Origin of the sequence: Bradyrhizobium sp. INPA03-11B, from assembly GCF_040446015.1 — a bacterium.
In the GTDB taxonomy this organism is placed as follows: Bacteria; Pseudomonadota; Alphaproteobacteria; order Rhizobiales; family Xanthobacteraceae; genus Bradyrhizobium; species Bradyrhizobium macuxiense_A.
Genome location: NZ_JASGSR010000004.1, coordinates 71,549 through 87,559, shown reverse-complemented (window position 1 = coordinate 87,559; position 16,011 = coordinate 71,549). Strand labels below are relative to the sequence as shown.

The 16,011-nt window shown below is 65.7% G+C and carries 9 protein-coding genes; 2 read left to right on the top strand and 7 right to left on the bottom strand.

The genetic code is table 11. The features are described 5' to 3' along the window. Positions 1-6 precede the first annotated feature (6 nt). The 4 genes from QMZ05_RS02750 to QMZ05_RS02735 all read right to left on the bottom strand — a co-directional run bounded on the left by QMZ05_RS02750 (position 7) and on the right by QMZ05_RS02735 (position 7,476). Positions 7-1,728, bottom strand: coding sequence for a GspE/PulE family protein (locus tag QMZ05_RS02750; protein ID WP_353699374.1), 1,722 nt, complete (start codon positions 1,726-1,728; stop codon positions 7-9). 6 nt (positions 1,729-1,734) lie between these two features. Continuing rightward, complete coding sequence (locus QMZ05_RS02745; RefSeq protein WP_353699373.1) at positions 1,735-2,367, bottom strand: RNA polymerase sigma factor; 633 nt, start codon at positions 2,365-2,367, stop codon at positions 1,735-1,737. Between the two features lie 260 nt (positions 2,368-2,627). Next, the gene (locus QMZ05_RS02740) at positions 2,628-5,087 is read right to left on the bottom strand and encodes a tetratricopeptide repeat protein (protein WP_353699372.1); all 2,460 of its coding nucleotides are present in this window, start codon (positions 5,085-5,087) and stop codon (positions 2,628-2,630) included. 196 nt (positions 5,088-5,283) lie between these two features. After that, a complete protein-coding gene (locus tag QMZ05_RS02735) occupies positions 5,284-7,476 on the bottom strand; it encodes a tetratricopeptide repeat protein (protein ID WP_353699371.1) in 2,193 nt (730 codons plus the stop codon). Positions 7,477-7,844: 368 nt separating this feature from the next. Here QMZ05_RS02735 and QMZ05_RS02730 point away from each other — a divergent pair, with 368 nt between their 5' ends. After that, entirely contained in the window at positions 7,845-9,773 is a 1,929-nt protein-coding gene (locus QMZ05_RS02730) for a substrate-binding domain-containing protein (RefSeq protein ID WP_353699370.1), read from the top strand. A gap of 156 nt (positions 9,774-9,929) precedes the next feature. Continuing rightward, positions 9,930-10,421 (top strand): type II secretion system major pseudopilin GspG, encoded by a 492-nt coding sequence (gene gspG / locus QMZ05_RS02725; protein ID WP_074126018.1) that lies wholly within the window; start codon positions 9,930-9,932, stop codon positions 10,419-10,421. Between the two features lie 64 nt (positions 10,422-10,485). Here gspG and QMZ05_RS02720 read toward each other — a convergent pair whose 3' ends face one another. Genes QMZ05_RS02720 through QMZ05_RS02710 form a run of 3 tightly spaced genes read right to left on the bottom strand, consistent with a single transcriptional unit; the run spans position 10,486 to position 15,813 of the window. After that, positions 10,486-11,223 carry a hypothetical protein gene (locus QMZ05_RS02720; RefSeq protein WP_353699369.1) on the bottom strand — a complete coding sequence of 246 codons (738 nt, stop codon included), beginning with the start codon at positions 11,221-11,223 and terminating at the stop codon, positions 10,486-10,488. A gap of 20 nt (positions 11,224-11,243) precedes the next feature. Further along, entirely contained in the window at positions 11,244-13,676 is a 2,433-nt protein-coding gene (gene gspD / locus QMZ05_RS02715; protein ID WP_353699368.1) for a type II secretion system secretin GspD, read from the bottom strand. Continuing rightward, positions 13,666-15,813: a hypothetical protein gene (locus tag QMZ05_RS02710; RefSeq protein ID WP_353699367.1), complete on the bottom strand. Its 2,148-nt coding sequence runs from the start codon at positions 15,811-15,813 to the stop codon at positions 13,666-13,668. The genes gspD and QMZ05_RS02710 overlap by 11 nt, the downstream gene beginning before the upstream one ends. Between the last annotated feature and the right edge of the window lie 198 nt (positions 15,814-16,011).

The following is a 16,011-nucleotide window of genomic DNA, read 5'->3' as shown; positions in this document are numbered from 1 at the left end:
ACCTTCCTACAGGCTCATGGTCAGTCGGAAGATCTCGTCGAGCGTGGTCTGCCCGGCGCGTAATTTTGCGACACCGTCCTCCGTCATTGACGTCATGCCGGCGCGCCGGGCCACGGCTTCGAGCTCGGAGGCATCGGTCTTCGGGCCGATCGACCGACGCAGCGCCGGGCCGATCTCCATGATCTCGAACACGCCCTTGCGCCCGCGGAATCCGGTCGAGCCGCACCAGTCGCAGCCCTTGGGCCGGCAAACCACCTCGCCAGCCTCGATGCCGAGGGCGGCATAACGTTCGTCGGCCGCGATGTCCGCCGCCGACAGCGTGTGGCGTTCCTTGCAGTGGTCGCACAGGATCCGGACCAGCCGCTGTGCCACGATCACCCGTGCGCACGACGCCAGCAGGAAGCTCTCGATTCCCATATCGATCAGGCGGGTGACGGCGCCGGCGGCGGTGTTGGTGTGCAGCGTCGTCAGCACCAGATGGCCGGTGAGCGCGGCGTGGACGCCGATATGGGCCGTCTCGGAGTCGCGCATCTCGCCAACCATGATGACGTCGGGGTCGAGCCGCATGAAGGAGCGCAGCGCGGATGCGAAGGTGAGCCCGATGCCCGGATGCACCTGCGTCTGGGTGATGCCAGGTATCTGGTACTCGACCGGGTCCTCGATGGTCAGGATCTTGCGGGTGGGCTCGTTGATCACGGCGAGCGATGCGGCCAGCGTCGTCGTCTTGCCGGAACCGGTCGGGCCGGTGACGATGACCATTCCATAAGGCGCAAGCAACGCCTTGCGCAGGACCGCCTCGTGATGCGCGCTAAGCCCGATCTGGTCGAGCGAGACCAGGCCGGTACCCTTGCGCAACAGTCGAATGACGGCGCATTCGCCGTGCATCGTCGGCATGGTGGCGACGCGCAGGTCGATCTCGTTGCCGCCGACCTGGATGTGTGCACGGCCATCCTGGGCCAGTCGGCGCTCAGTGATGTTAAGGCCGGCCATGATCTTGAGGCGCGACAGGATGCCTTTGGCCATCGCCATCGGCGGTGCCGGCACGTTCTTCAGCATGCCGTCGACGCGCAGGCGCGCCTGCAATGCATTGCCGGCCGGCTCGATGTGCAGATCGGTCGCGCGCTGCTCGACGGCCAGGCGGAGCAGATCGTCAAGCGCCCGCACCACCGGCGCACCGCGCGCGAGATCGCGCAGATTGTCGAGATCGTCCTCGCCGGCGCCGCTCCCGGCCTGCGGAGCATCGCCCGGTTGATCCGGCTCGAGCCGCAGCGACAACGCGGCCTCAAGATCGTCGGCGGTCGCTGCCGCAAGCGCGACCGGCCGGCGCAGCATGTGCTCGATCGCGCGCAATGTCTCGTCGTCGATCGGGGAGGCCACTGCGAGACGCAACGTTCCGGCCGTGCCCTCGTAAGGAAAGAGGCGTTCCTCCCTGAGGAATCGCGCGGACATCTCATTGCCGGCAAAGCGTCCGTCTACCAGATCGTCACGACGGACCCGATCGCAGCGATAGAAGCTGGCCAGCTCGTCGGCCAGCGCCGACGGCGTCAGCTTGGTAACGGCGCTCCAGTCGACATGACCGGCCGACCCGTCGCCGTTGCGGGTGCGACCGGCCGCTTCGTCCTTCTGGCTGTCGCGCAATGCGCCCTTGCCAGCAAGATACGCCATGAAGTCGATCGGCGCGGCGGCTGGTGTCGCCGGCGCATTGTTTTCACGCGCTAGCCTTGCCATCGTGCATCACCTGCTGCCGCCCAACGGCAATCGACGGCCAAGCACCGTATCGCCATCGCTCGCGGGATGAAGCGCGGCGCGGTCGCGCTCGGTGAATGGATTTCGTCGCCGAAACGCAACCCGCGGCATCTGCGCATTCCGATCGATGCATACTGCGCAATGCACCAGCGCCTGCTTGATCTCGACCTGCACCGTGCGCACGCTGATGCCGAATCGCTTGGCCACTTGTTGCAACGGGACTTCTTCAACGCATATCGCCATGAAGATCTCCCGGCGGCGCGTCGGCAACTCCTGGATGGCGCGGCGGAGCGCAGTGATCTCGGATCGCGCTTCGATGATCCGGTCCGGGCCGGGAGTTTCGTCCGGCAGGTCGAACAGCGTATCCGCTTGCGGCACCGTGCGACGGCGTCGTTCGGCAACACGCCGGTTGCTGATGGCGCTCATCGCCACGCGGAACAGATATGCGGGCAGATCGCGAACGGGACCGATGCCGTCCGCCTTGCTCAAGCGCAGAAACGTATCCTGCAAGGCCTCGTCGGCGAGATCGGCCGACCCGGTGCGTCGCGTCAAACGTTGTTTGAGATCGTCGTAGCTTGTGACGAGGAGCGCGAGCAACGCCGTTCGATTGGTGTCGCTCATTGCAGGGGCCCCATCCCCAACCGCGGCAATCGTCACATTTCAATTCGGTCGCGACACTCCTAGCTGCGGTTGGTGACATGGAAATGAAACCACAGCGAGTGCTCACGTCGCGACATGCGGAGCCACGATCGATGATGCAGAATTGACCTGCGTGCTGCACGAGTGCTGCGCGCGTCGCGGCTGCGACTGCACATCCGCAAGATCCGTCGCAGGCGTCGGACACGATGGAAGCACGAACGCGATTATCGGTGAGACGCATGTCACGACATTTCGCTGACGACCGAGTTCCGCTGCGCGATCTGCGCCCGTTCGATTCCGAGCAAGGCTGCCGCACTTCCGGCATCGATCGCCAATGCCTCGCGGAAACTCGTCGATGCTTCATTGGGTTGTTCGAGCGTGAGATAGAGATCGGCAAGCGCGCAATGGGCGGTCACCCGGCGCGGATCGAGCGCAACGGCGTGTTTCAGGCTGATTTCGGCGCCCTGCGAGTTGCCGCGCGCGGCGCATGCGCGACCAAGCGCTTCGTAGAATTCCGAAGACTGTTGCTGATTGATCTTGGTCGCTGCCAGAAAATGCAGCATGGCGTTGTCGAGATCGCCGAGCTCGCACAATGCCAGCGCATATTGCGCATGCAGTGCGTCGCTGGCGGGGGCGAGTTCCAGTGCCTTGCGGTAGTGCTGATGAAGCTGGCGCTTCAACACATCGGCATCCATGCCGCTCGCCTGCTCGTGACCGGCGAGCTTGCGCAGCGCATTCGCATACGCCGCATGGACATCGACGCTCGACGGCGTAAGCTCGATTGCCTTGCGGTATTGAGCAACCGCTTGCTCCGCCCTCTGCGTGGCGATCAGCGCGCCGGCGAGCGCGATGCGCGCTGGCGCCAGGTCAGGCGCCGCCGTCACCGCAGTCTGCAAGAGCGTGTAGGCGCGTTCGTGATGGCCGTGGCCGAGCTCGATCGCGCCGAGATTGCACAGTGAGTTGACGTGTCCGTGATCGAGGGAGAGAACGTGCTCGAACAGTTTAGTGGCGCGATCCGAATTGCCTGCGCGATGCTGACGGCACGCCTCGACGAACAGGGCGTCGCATAGCAGCGCGTCGTTCTCGTGCTGCGGTACGGTCATCTTGAGCGCGGAGCTCATGATCGGATCGGCGATCCATTCCGCCGGCGCTCCGGACCCAGCTCCGGCGAGCGACCTGAGCTCGGTGTTCAGCCGTCCGATCACTTCCGCCCAATCGCCCGGTCTGGTCTGCCGGAACAGCCGGGCTTGCGGATACCACGGTGTATCGCTGCGATCGCGCAGCCAACGCCAATCGCTGCCGTTGGCGAGCAGAATCCAGACCGGCTTGCCCATCGCACCGGCGAGATGCGCGATGGCACTGTCGATCGAGATGACGAGGTCGAGATTGCCGATGATCGCGGCCGCGTCGGCAAACGATGTCGCGTCGATTTGCGCGCCGGCATCGAGGATGCGATCGTCGAAATCAGCGAGCTGCTCGCGTCCGCGGCCGATCTGCAGGCTGACAAATCGCGCGCCCGGACAGTCGAGCAGGGGACGCAGCAGATCGAGCCGGATTGAGCGGCGCTGATCATTGAGATGGCCGGGATTGCCCTGCCACACCAGTCCGATGGACATGCCGTGGCCAGGATTGCCGCCGAGGCGCTCGCGCCATCGCGTGACCAGATCCGGATCGGGGGTGACATAAGGCGTTGCCGCGGGAACCGTGTCGACCTGCGTGTCGAAGATCAGCGGCAAGGACAGCAGCGGCAGCTGGACGTCGAACGCCGGCGTCATGGTCGCGTCACTGACCACATCGTCGACGCCGGCAACGGTTTGCATCAGGGACAACAAGACCTGCGGCGTGCGCAGGATCACGCGGCCGCCCCGGGCTTTCACCATCGGCGCGTAGCGCACGAATTGAAGGGTGTCGCCAAAGCCCTGCTCGGATTGCAGCAGGATGGTCCTGCCGGCAAGATCCTCGCCCTGCCAGCGCGGCCGGTCGGTCGAGATCAGATGCTTGCTGACACGCGGGTCCGACAATCGTCCCTCATACTCCGCCCAGGCCGCCGACCAGCTGCCGACGCCGAACAGGCAGACGGCAAGCACGGCGCGCAGTTCCGCGCGCATGGGGTATCGTTCCAGCGCGTCACGCAGCAATGCGACGCCGGCGTCGTGCCGGTTGGTGTCGCTGAGCAACCATCCGAAATCGACGATCGCGTCGATATAGTCGGGGGCGCTCGCAATCAGGTCGCGGAATACGTCGTCGGCGAAATCGCTCAGCTCCAGCATCGCCAGCGCGCGGGCGAGGCCAAGCTGCGCCGCTGCATTGTCCGGCCGCAGCGTCAGCGCAGCCGTGTAGGCCGCCAGCGCCTGCGGATACTGGCGGCCCTTCAGCAGCAGAACCCCGAGATTGCCGTGCGCTTCACCATCGGCCGGATTGAGCCGGACTGCTTCCTCGAGCAACTCCAGCGCGCGCTCGTCCTCGTCCCGCTGCAGTGCGATCACGCCGCGGATATGCAGGACGTGCGGCCGCACCGCGGGTTCATGCTCCATGGTTTCGAGCAGCAGATCCGCGCTGTCCAGCTGACCGTCGCGAAACAGCGCGATGGCACGGTTCATGACGGTCTGGATGAATTCGGCGCGCCGCTCGGACGAAGCTTGATTCAGCATCGCCAGGCCTGCGCGCATCGTCTGCGCTTCGCTGATCCCCGCTTTCGACATCAACGCACCCTCTACTCTCGACCTTCTCTCGACGTTCGTGTCCCGCGCAATTCATCGGCGGACCGCAGCTTGTCCGCGTTGCCCGTGATTGCAACTAAAGCGCGATGAGATGAGGTTGGATCGTCATCGCGCTTTAGCTCTTTAGTTTGAGCATGATCTCTTCAGAAAACCGCTTCGCGCTTTTCCGGATCATGCTCTAGGCCGCCGCGTTGGTGCGGGCCTCGCACCATTCCGCCCAGAGCCTCATCAATTCGCGGGAGAGATTGTCGGCGAAGCGCGGGGCGTCGCAGAGCGGCGAGGCCGCTACGCGATCGCGCAGGCTGCGGCGCAACTCGGCGAGTTCTTCGCGGCGGCGCGTCCAGCCGACCGCCATGGCGACGTAGTCGTCGATGCTGTCTGCGCAGAAGCTGCTCAGTCCCGCTGCGGTGAGATGGGCCGCCGAGTGACGGCCGGCGAACGTATCGCCGACGAAGGTCACGGTCGGAACGCCCATCCACATCGCCTCGAGCGTCGTGACGCCGGCAGAATAGGGAAATGGATCGAGCGCGACGTCGACCTCACCGTAGGCCACGAGCAGCTTGTCCTGATCGGTTTCGCCGACCAGCTCGACGCGCTCGCGCGGCACGCCGCCCTGGCCGAGCACGTTGTAGACCGCATCGCGCGTGCTGGTCTCGCCGAGGCCGCCATAGACCATCAGGATGCGCGAATCCGGCACCTGCTCTAGAATCCGCGCCCAGGCCTTGCCAAGCTCGCTGTTGAGCTTCGCCGGACGGTTGAAGCAGCCGAAGGTGAAGCGGCCACCGCTCAGGCTCGGCAGTGGGCGCACCTCAGGCGCCTTGGCCGGCGGGTGATAGCAGACATAGCAGTCGGGCAGGCGGATCGGACGCTCGATATAGCTCGCGTCGTGCTCCGGCGGAATCTCCACCGGATCGGCGATCAGGCCGTCATACGTATCGAGCCCGACCGTGCCGACATAGCCGGCCCAGCTGAGCTGGATCGGCGCCGCGCGCATTGCAAACAGCGAGAGGCGGTTGCCGGCGGTGTGCCCGGCGAGATCGAACAGGACATCGATGCGGTCTTCGGCGATCTGTTGCCCAAGGGCCTGATCGTGCAGCCCGGAGACATCGCGCCAGGACAGCGAGATCTCCTTGTAGCGTTCGCTGAAGTCGTCGTCCTGCCGCTTGCTGTCGGTCTTGTAGCAGAAGATCTCGTAACCGAGTGCGGCGAGCGCCTCGAAGGCGCGCAGGACCAGGAACGACACGGCATGCCGATGCAGGTCCGCCGACACCAGGCCAAGCCGCGGCTTGCGTGCCGGATCCGGCGCGTTGGCGAACGCAAGGCGACTGAGCGGCGCGCTCGGCCGGTAGAGCACCGCCCATCGCCGATGCTCGCGCAGCAGCTCGGCACGTGTCACGCCCGGCTTGTGCTGAAGCGCGAACAGCAGGGTTCCGGCGATGCCGGCGCTGCCGGGATCGAGCTCGCCTGCGCGCCGATAGGCCGCGACGGCCTCCTCGATGCGACCCTGTCCGAGCAATCCGAAGCCGCGGCCGACGTGGTGCTCCGCCTGCAGCGGATCGATCGCAAGCGCGCGATCGACATAAGAGAGTCCGCGCTCGAATGCGCGATGATTGATCAGGAAGTGGCCATAGAGATATTGCGGCAGCGCGACGGTCGGCGCGCTCTCGGCGGCGATCTCGAACAGCCGCGCCGCTTGCTGGTCGCGCGCGGCGATGCCGAAATTCATGCCGAGCTCGATGATCGCCTTGTAATTGTCGCTGTCGATCGTCGAGGCGGCGCGGAGATCGTCGACCGCCTTGTCGAACTGTCCGTCCATCACATAGGCGAGGCCGCGGGTGCGGTAGGCTTCCCCGTATCCGGCGTCGAGCTCGATCGCCTTGTCCAGCGCCGCGAGGGCTTCGCTGCGCCGGTTCTCGGTCAGGAGCGCAAGGCCGAGGCTGTATTGCGCGAGCGGCATGTTCGGCAGCAGGCGCAATCCATCCTGGAGGTAGGGAATGCCGTCCCGAGTGCGTCCGGTGCGCGCAAGGCAGGTGCCGATCTCGGCCAGCGCCGGTGCGTGCGTCGGTGTCACCCTGAGTTCCGCAGCGAACGCCTTGCGCGCGTCGTCGAAGCGATCGAACCGGCACAGCGCGACGCCCTTGCAGTAATTGAAGCCGGACTGGTCGGGCGCGAGCCGCGCGGCTTCGTTGAATGCGCGCAGTGCCTGGCGCCAGCGGTCCTGGCGTGCATGCGCCACGCCTTCCTGATGCAGCGCTTGCGCCCGCTTCAGGTCAGTCGATGGATAGCTGCCGTGTGTCAGCGAGCGCGCCAAAATTGCATGGCCGCCATGCCCCACATGAATCGCAAGACGCCCGCTCGAGTTGTCTTCCATGTGGGAGGCCTCGCTCGAATGAAAGCCCGCGTAGATTGTCTCATTAACAATCTGCGATCAGACGGCGAACCGTCGGACGGAGAGTCCATAGAGCATCCGGCGAGGTATTGCCAAGATGTTTTTCGGACACTGATCGAAAATAATCCCTGCGCGAAGCCGATTGTCGAATTGTCTATCAGACGTGAAGTCAATCATCGGCGACGGAGACATGACGTCGACGGCAGAGGTACTTGCCTGATCATAGATTTATTCCAATAAATCTTGAATAGGCGGCAAAATAAACTTCTTCTTGTTTGAAGATTACTTTGCGCTCTCATGACGACGCGATGACGATGTGCCGGTGGTGATCAACCCACAGGAACAGCGCAATGAAAATGCAAACGTCCAAATACATGCTCGGCACCGCTTCGGTGCTCGCCCTGCTCGCGTCCTCGACCATCACGCCCGCGAACGCGCAGGCCTCCACCGCCACTGCCGGCATCTACGCGGGCGGCAGCACGCTCGCCTCGGAAGCCTTCCGCCAGATCTTCGACTGCTACATGGGCGGCATCGTCGGCTCCGGCACCACCTATCCCGACGGCTTCGCGTTCAACGCTGGCTTCCCGGCGCCGGGCAAGCTGCCGACCACCTGCACGCTGGTCAGCCTGCCGGTGCAAGGCATGTATGCCGGCGTCGGCAGCGGCAACGGCGTCCGCGGCTTCATCACCAACAATCCGCAGCAATGGTACAACGGCACGGTGACGCCGAACGCGTCAGCCAACATTTTGATCAACACGCCGCTGCCCGCGAACCAGCCCGCGATGATCGACCTCGCCAATCCGCGCAGCCCGGCGACCAAGTTCGGCAGCTATCCGTATCCGCGCGTCGATATCGGCCTCTCGGACTCGCCGCTCGGCAGCACTCTGGCGGCGCTCACGACGTCGTCCGTCAGCTTCAACCCGACCCAGAGCTGGACGACCACCGGCGGCGCGCTGACCCAGATCACGCTGAACAGCACCTCGACGGCTTCGGTCGCCTACAGCACCACGGCGTTCGGTAATCCGATCCAGATCCCGGCTTTCGAAGTCAACGTCGCGATCGGCGTCAACACCAGCTCGATGACGGTGTACTCGGCGGTCGCCGGTACCGGCGCCACGCCAGGCACCCAGGCCAACCAGGGCGCCGCCATCCAGCTCTCGACCGCGCAGATGTGCGCGATCTTTACCGGCCTCGTGACCGACTGGAACGACATCACCATCGGCAAGATCCCGTACCTCAACAACACCGGCGGGCAAGTGCTCGCAGCTTTCGACTACACCAACATCGACAACACGGGCACGGCACAACGCTACTCGAGTTCGTCCTTGCCGATCAAGGTCGTGTACCGCGGCGATGGCAGCGGCACGAGCTTCATCCTGACCAACTATCTCAAGACCGTCTGCCCGCTGCTCGATTCCACCGGTGCGTTCGGTTACCAGTCGATCTTCAACACCACAACCCTGCCGAGCACCAGTTTCGCCAACCTGATCGCCCGTGTTGCTGCGGTCCGTGGCGCGGGAGGCTGGAACAACACGACGGCGACGAACGCCTGGATCAGCGCGCAAGGCAGCGGCGGCGTGGCATCCGCGATCAGCACCGACAGCAGCAAGGCCGGCCGCATCGGATACGTCAGTGCCGACTTCACCCAGCCTTACACCAGCACGGTTGCGGGCGTCACTGCGCCGCAGTCGGCAGCCCTGCAGAACGAGCAGCTGCGCGGCGCCGCCACCTATGTTCCGAGCCACGGAGTGGCGCCAGCGACCCAGCCGGCGAGCTTGACGTTCATCGCACCGACGCCGGATGGCGCCGCTGCCGCGTGGGGTGACACGAGGCTCAAGACGCCCTCCACGACCTGGACCTGGAACGACTACAACATCTACGCCAACGTGTTCGGCACCGTTACGCAGTCGGGCGTGACCGTGACCGGCCTGCCGGTGCTGCCGCTCACCAACAAGCTGAACGCCTATCCGCTCAGCGGCACGACGTTCCTCGACCTCTATAGCTGCTACAACGTCCAGGCCGACGCCAACCGCGTCACCAACCTGGTCAACTTCCTGACCACCTATGTCGCCGGTGCCGACTCGACCGACCCGAACTTCGATCCGGACGTCTCGGCGGTGATCGAAAATGCCGGCTTCCACGCGGTGCCGGCCAGCTACGCCAAGAACATCAAGAGCCAGTATTGGGGCACGCGTACGACCGCCATCGCTGCGGCGGCCGCTACCCAGGCAAATGGCTGCTTGAACGTCGCCAACGGCGCCAGCGGCGGCGCCAAGTAAGTCGGCGCATTGCGGACGGCGCAATCCCGATTGCGTCGCACCGAGTAGCGTCGAGCACATGACAAGGCCGGGCGCCTCAATCGAGGCGCCCGGAACTATTCACAGGGTGTCGGCAAATCGCGTGATGACGCTCTGCAGCTCATTGGATGAACGGCGATGTCGAAGCAAAACTCCATCCTTGTCTCCAGGCGTATCGACCGCGACAAGACGCGGCAGGGCGAGCGGGGATTCACGCTTGTCGAGATGCTGGTCGTCATCGCCATCATCGGCTTGATCATGGGACTGGTCGGGCCGCGCGTGCTGAGTTACCTGAGTGAATCGAAGGTCAAGGCCGCCAAGATCCAGATGCGGAGCTTCGCGAGCGCGCTCGACCTGTTCCAGCTCGATACCGGCCGCTACCCGTCGACTGCGGAGGGGCTCACGGCGCTGGTGCAGCGCACGTCGGGCGCGGCCAACTGGAACGGTCCTTATCTCAAGGGCGGCGTGGTTCCGAATGACCCGTGGAGCCATCCCTATATCTATCGGGCGCCCGGCGAGCACGATGCCTACGACATTCTCTCCTATGGCTCCGACGGTCAGGAGGGAGGCAGCGGGACCGCCGGCGACATCTCGCTGGACAAGCTGACGAGCGCCGCCAGCAACGAGTGATGCGGCCGCGATCGCGATCTGCCGACACGTTGCACGAGCTCTTCCGCGTCGGGCCGTCTCGGCCTTACTTCTCTTGCCAAGGCAACGCGCGCTGGCCGGGTTTGCCGGTCGCCTCACGCGGGCGCCGATCGGCGTCTTGCGATCTCGTCGCTGTGTCTTCCGTCCGTGTCTCGAGCCCGGCGAGCCATCGATCGTCAGGCGAATTTGGCGGCGGCGACGCATGGCGTCCGGGCCGATCGGTCATGATGGCGCCCATCGCGCGCAGATCGTCGGGCGTCAGCCAGGCGATCTCGTGGGCGTGCGTCGCCACCATCTGTCCGATGATGCGCGGCGGCACGCCGAATTCGCTGGCGACGCGGGCCATGGCGATCGTCGCCTCTTCGGTCTGCGCCGTCTCGTGGCCGAATTTGTCGGACACGCCGTGGACGCCGATCGCGGCCTCATAGCTCGCGAACTTCTCATTTCCCGCCGCGAACACGATGAAGCAGGCCGATGCGCAGCGCGACCCGGCCGCGACGATGGTCGGCAGCTTCGCCCTGCGGATCAGACCGGCGAGCTTGACCGCCTCGGCGAGGCTGCCGCCCGGTGAATCGAGCCGCACCGCCGAGATCAGGCGGTTGCCGTCGTTGGCGGTCTTGATCAGCGCTTCCGCGGCCTCGGTGTCACCCTGGGCGACGTCGCCGCTGAGCGCGACAATGGTGACGTCCCCCTTCAGGGTCACGCTGCTCAGCTCGGCGGCGGTCGCGGCCGTACCGAAGAGGGCTGCACCGAGCACCCTCAGCATGGATGAAACGACCGCCATCGGATGCCTCAGGCTTCGGCTCATTTGCGTGTGGCAGCCGGCGCTGGCGCGGCCGACGCATCGAAGGTGCTCGGTGCACGCCGCATGCTGTCGAGGCGCTCGCGGAATTCCTCGGCGACGACCTGGGCGTCGTGGGGATTGCGCACGATCTTGGTGGTGACGAACACGATGATCTCCGAGCGGGTCTTGCTGTCGCTCTTCTGGCTGAGCAGGTCGCCGAGATATTTGATCTCGTTCAGGCCGGGCAGTCCGGCCACCGTGCGCTCGTCGTCCTCCTTGATCAATCCGCCAAGCAGCGCGGTCTGGCCGCTGCTGGTGGCGATTGTCGAGTGGATGCGTCGCTGCGAGATGGTGGGCGTCAGATTCTGGGCACTCGCGCCGGCGGGATTGACGACGTTGGAGACTTCCTGCTCGATCTCGAGCTCGATCGATCCGTTCGGATGCACATGCGGCAACACCTTCAGGATGATGCCGGTGTTCTGCCGGCTGATGCTGCTCACCACATTGAGCCCGGTGACCGTGCTGCCGGTCGAGATCGGCACCTGGTCGCCGACCTCGAGGATCGCCGGCTCGTTGTCGGCGACCACCAGCGAGGGCGCCGAGAGCACCTTGACGGTGGTCAGGGTGGACAGCGCATTCAGCACGAGCTTGGGATTGGCTTCGGCGCCGAGCAGCGCGTTGAACCCGGGCAACACGCGCGAGAGCAGGGCGGTCTGCGTCGCCGACTGCGCAGCCGCGAACAGTCCGACCGATCCCTTGTCCTGACCGGCGCCGGCGTTGGCGCTGGTCAGATAGGCCTGCACGCCATACTGCAATTGGTCGGTCAGCGTGACCTCGGCGACCATGGCGTCGACGGCGACCTGCAGCCGCGGTCGGTCGAGCTGCTCCAGCGCGCGCTCGATCACGACGTAGTCCTCCTGGTTGGAATAGACCATGATCGCGTTGGTCGACTTGTCGGCCGTGATGCGGACATTCTGGAAGATGCCGCGCGGCAGGCTGCCCAGCCCCATTCCGCCGCCGGGCCCTGGCGTGTCCTGGTCGTCGTCCTTGCGGTCGCCAAATCCAACCTGGGTCTTGTTGGCATTGCCCGAAGCATCGGTGCTGCCGCCCGTCGCGCCGGTGGCGCCCTGGGTGTTGTTATTATTGTTGCTGAGCGTGCCGCTGCCGAGCGAGTCGATCCGCGATGTTGCTGCGCTCTGACCGGGCGCCGTCGCACTGGTCTGGCTTTCGCCGGCCGATTGCGAGCCGCGGCCGACGAACATCTCGTTGAGGATGCGGGCGATGCTGCGCGCGTTGCCGAAGCGCAGGCTGTAGACCCGCACCGTCGTGCCGGTGGGGTCGGAGCGGTCCAGCCGCCGCACCCATTGGGTGGCGCGTTCCAGCACCTTGCTGTTCTTGCTCACCGCCAGCACGGCGTTCATGCGCGACACCGGCTGGAACTTGATCACGCCTTGGCCCTGTCCGCCGTCGGCGGTGTCGAAGACCTTCTCGAGCTCGCGGATCATGGTCTCGGGCGCGGTCGACTTCAACGGATAGAGCCCGACCGACTGATTGCGCAGCCACTCGACATCGAGCGTGCCGATGACGCCAAGCGCCGCCTGACGCTCGGAGGCGGTGCCCTGGATCAACAGCACGTTGCGGGCCTGATCGACCCGCACGGCGCCGGGCCGCGACAGGAAGCTTTCCGCCGTCTTGCCGATCGCCGCCGCAGAGACAAAGCGCAGCGGTACGATCGAGACGCCATAGCCGGGCTGTCCCGCGCCGACGACCGAGACGCCGGCGCCCGCGGCCTCCGGCAGCGGCACGATGCGGACCAGATTGTCCTCGCGCAGCAGCGCCGCATTCGACATGCGCAGCACGCTCTCGAAGATCGGCAGCACGTCCTTGCGCGGTATCCGCTGCGCGGAGGCCAGCGTGATCGTGCCCTGCACACGCGGGTCGACGACGTAGTTCATGCCGAGGCTGTCGCCGATGACGGATTTCACCACGGTCGGAATGTCGGCATTGTCGAAGTTCAGCTCGATGCCGCCGCCCTCGGCGACGACGTCGCCATCGACGGCGCTCGCGAGACGGGTCGTTGCCGTCGTGGCGGCGTCCCGTTGCGCCGGCGCCGACGCGGGCGCGAGATCCTGATCGGCGCCGGGAAACACCATGGGCTGTGCGCGCGCGGAGGCCGTTGCGCCGGACGTCCCGCCGACCGGGCCGTTCCAGCGCGCTCGCAGATCGGCATCGCGGATCGGGTCGGTCACCTGATCGCGGCCAGGCAAGTCGATGCCTTTGTCCATCATGCAGCCGCCGAGCGGGCTGGCGAGCGCGAGCCATGTGCCGGTCAGCGCGCCAAGCGATGCCTTGCGCGGACGGCAAGCCTGGCGGAGACGGTGCGCGACGGGTCTCTCTGCTGCGCCTCGCTCGGACGCTGCGGTCTCGCCAGCCGTTCGGTTGTCAATGCGCATCGCTTGCTGCCTTCCAGGGACGATCAGCGGGGGCCAGGCTGCTGCCGGCGAGATCCTCGACCTCGTTGACCAACGCCCCGGCGCGACCGATCAGTGCATGGGCGTAAGCGGGACTGATCGGCCGATGGCCGAAGGCAGCGCCATCGAGTTGCGTGTTGATCTCGCGCGTCAGCGCGTCGCGCCTCGCCGTGATCGCGCGCATCAGGTCGAGATAGCGCTGATAACCGACGTCGCCGCCCTTGATGGCCTGGGTCGCAAGGGCAAGGCTGTTGCGTCCGAGTTGGCCGAGCGGATCGTTGATCGTCTTGGCGGCGCGCGCCAGATCGACGTAGGTCTCGCGATCGTTTGCGAGCTCCGCCGGCAATGCACCCGCCTCGAGCGCATCCACGAGCACGACGCCGTCGTGGATGTAGCGGTCGTTCAGGCCCAACAGCGCCAGCAGCGTGGGCCGCAGGTCTGCGTGGTGCGAGAGGATGTCCGGCGTCTCGCCACGGTGGGCGACACCGGGCCCAACCATGCCGAACCAGCTGCCGCCGAGGATTTGCGCGATGTCGCCGCGCACCCACGCCGTATCGGGATCGACCGCAACGCAGACCGGCGGCTGCGCACAGTCGGCCCGGCTGCCGGCTGTCCGAATGACGTAATCGGGGTCTGCGAACATGATGACATGCGGTGTGCGCGCGGGGCTCGCAGTGACCATGTGCATGAGCTGCATCTGGGCGCGATCGGCGACCATCGACGTCAGGCGATCGCTCTTGCCGGTGACCGGGTTGACCACGCCGAGCCTGCCGACATCCTGCGCGAGCGTGCGTGTCAGCGGATCAGTGGCGAGCGGATTGCCGTGGATGTAGATTGGCGGCGTGTTGCCCGCCTGTACGTCGAACGCGGTGACGTTGCGCCGTTCGGTCGCGAGCAGCCGGTCGATGGCGATGCCGATCGCGCCGATCGGCCCGTAGCTGCAGGGTACCGCAAGGCCGTCGCAGTCTAGCGGGCTGGGTGGCCCGCCGACGAAACGGTCGTTGCCGGTGGGCACGATCACGAACAGCGTATTGCGCGTGGTGATCCCGCTTGCGGCCAGCCGGTCGATAAAGGCCTTGAAGGCCGCGTCGTCGGCGGCGAGCCTTGCGATATGGTCGCGCTGACCGGGGCCGAGAGCGCGACTATGCGCGGCGGCCGGCCTGTGCGCATTGCCGATTCCCACATAGACCACGGGTACACCGACCTCCAGCATTGCCGCGGCATAGCCGAGGGATTGCGTGGCCGTCGTCTCAGACGCACCGGGAAAGCCTGGATGGCCTGCGTCATCGCCGATGATCTCGCCGTCGAGATCCCTGACCGGTCCGTCCGGCGAGATCACCGGCTGCACATTGCGGTTGCCGAACAAGGCGCTGAAGCCGGCGTAGCCACCGGGTTCATCGGACAACAGATCGGAATGCGCATGGGCGTTGCTGCACAATGCGCTGCCGCGGGCGCAATGGATGGCGATGCCAAGCAGATCAGCGCGCGCCTTGAGTGGATCGCCGGCAGCGGTGCGGGCTTCGGAGGGGCCGAGCGCGGCCGCGATCTCGGGGCCGACCTCCCGCAGTGTCAGGCCTGTCGTTGCGAACGCGCCGACATCGCAGCCGGCCGCGGTGAAGGGCACCCATGGCGCGGGCACGGTTTTGCCGGTGTCGGCCAGCATCAGTGGCTTGCCGTCGCTGCCGTTCGCGGTCCAGTAGGCGAAGGCGCTGGTGAAGCCTACGCTGCCGTCGCTGCGGAACGCAGCGCTGCTGTTGCCGGTCGCAACGCCCATGCGGTCGCCATGCAAACCGGTGAGGATCGTCAGCGCATCGGTCGCGGTCTCAGCCAGCGGCGAGGTCTGATGATTGCTTCCGATGATTCCGCCGCGCGTAATGAAATCGCGCAGATGCGGCATCTGCTCGAGGTCCGACGGCACGTTCGGGTTGTCGCGGCGCAGGTGAACGTTGTCGAGCTCGACCTGCACGACGCGCTTGATCGCGCCGCCGCGCGAACGCAACTCGCATCCGGCGTACGCCTGTCCGGCCCCGGTGCTGCACATCAAAACGCAATCCAGCGCCAGGAACAGGGCGCCGAGCAGCAGCGGCTTGAGGCCGGCACGGATGCGACTCGAACGCATGACGCTACGTCTTTGATACCGGTGTTTCGTCTCGACGATCTTGGAGTCGATGTAAGCAGCAGCGCCGGCAAGTTGCCGTCTGCTGCACGCTGCGAGTGTGTGCCGCTTGGATGACGCCGTCGTAACAACAGCTCGCGCATGACATGCATGGCGACAATGTCCGGCTGTGATTCATCTTCACAGATTTGACGCATACAG

Excerpts from the sequence above, each read along its gene's own strand:
- QMZ05_RS02750 (WP_353699374.1), bottom strand. The coding sequence starts at position 1,728 with ATGGCAAGGCTAGCGCGTGAAAACAATGCGCCGGCGACACCAGCCGCC.
- QMZ05_RS02745 (WP_353699373.1), bottom strand. The coding sequence starts at position 2,367 with ATGAGCGACACCAATCGAACGGCGTTGCTCGCGCTCCTCGTCACAAGC.
- QMZ05_RS02740 (WP_353699372.1), bottom strand. The coding sequence starts at position 5,087 with ATGTCGAAAGCGGGGATCAGCGAAGCGCAGACGATGCGCGCAGGCCTG.
- QMZ05_RS02735 (WP_353699371.1), bottom strand. The coding sequence starts at position 7,476 with ATGGAAGACAACTCGAGCGGGCGTCTTGCGATTCATGTGGGGCATGGC.
- QMZ05_RS02730 (WP_353699370.1), top strand. The coding sequence starts at position 7,845 with ATGAAAATGCAAACGTCCAAATACATGCTCGGCACCGCTTCGGTGCTC.
- gspG (WP_074126018.1), top strand. The coding sequence starts at position 9,930 with ATGTCGAAGCAAAACTCCATCCTTGTCTCCAGGCGTATCGACCGCGAC.
- QMZ05_RS02720 (WP_353699369.1), bottom strand. The coding sequence starts at position 11,223 with ATGGCGGTCGTTTCATCCATGCTGAGGGTGCTCGGTGCAGCCCTCTTC.
- gspD (WP_353699368.1), bottom strand. The coding sequence starts at position 13,676 with ATGCGCATTGACAACCGAACGGCTGGCGAGACCGCAGCGTCCGAGCGA.
- QMZ05_RS02710 (WP_353699367.1), bottom strand. The coding sequence starts at position 15,813 with ATGCGTTCGAGTCGCATCCGTGCCGGCCTCAAGCCGCTGCTGCTCGGC.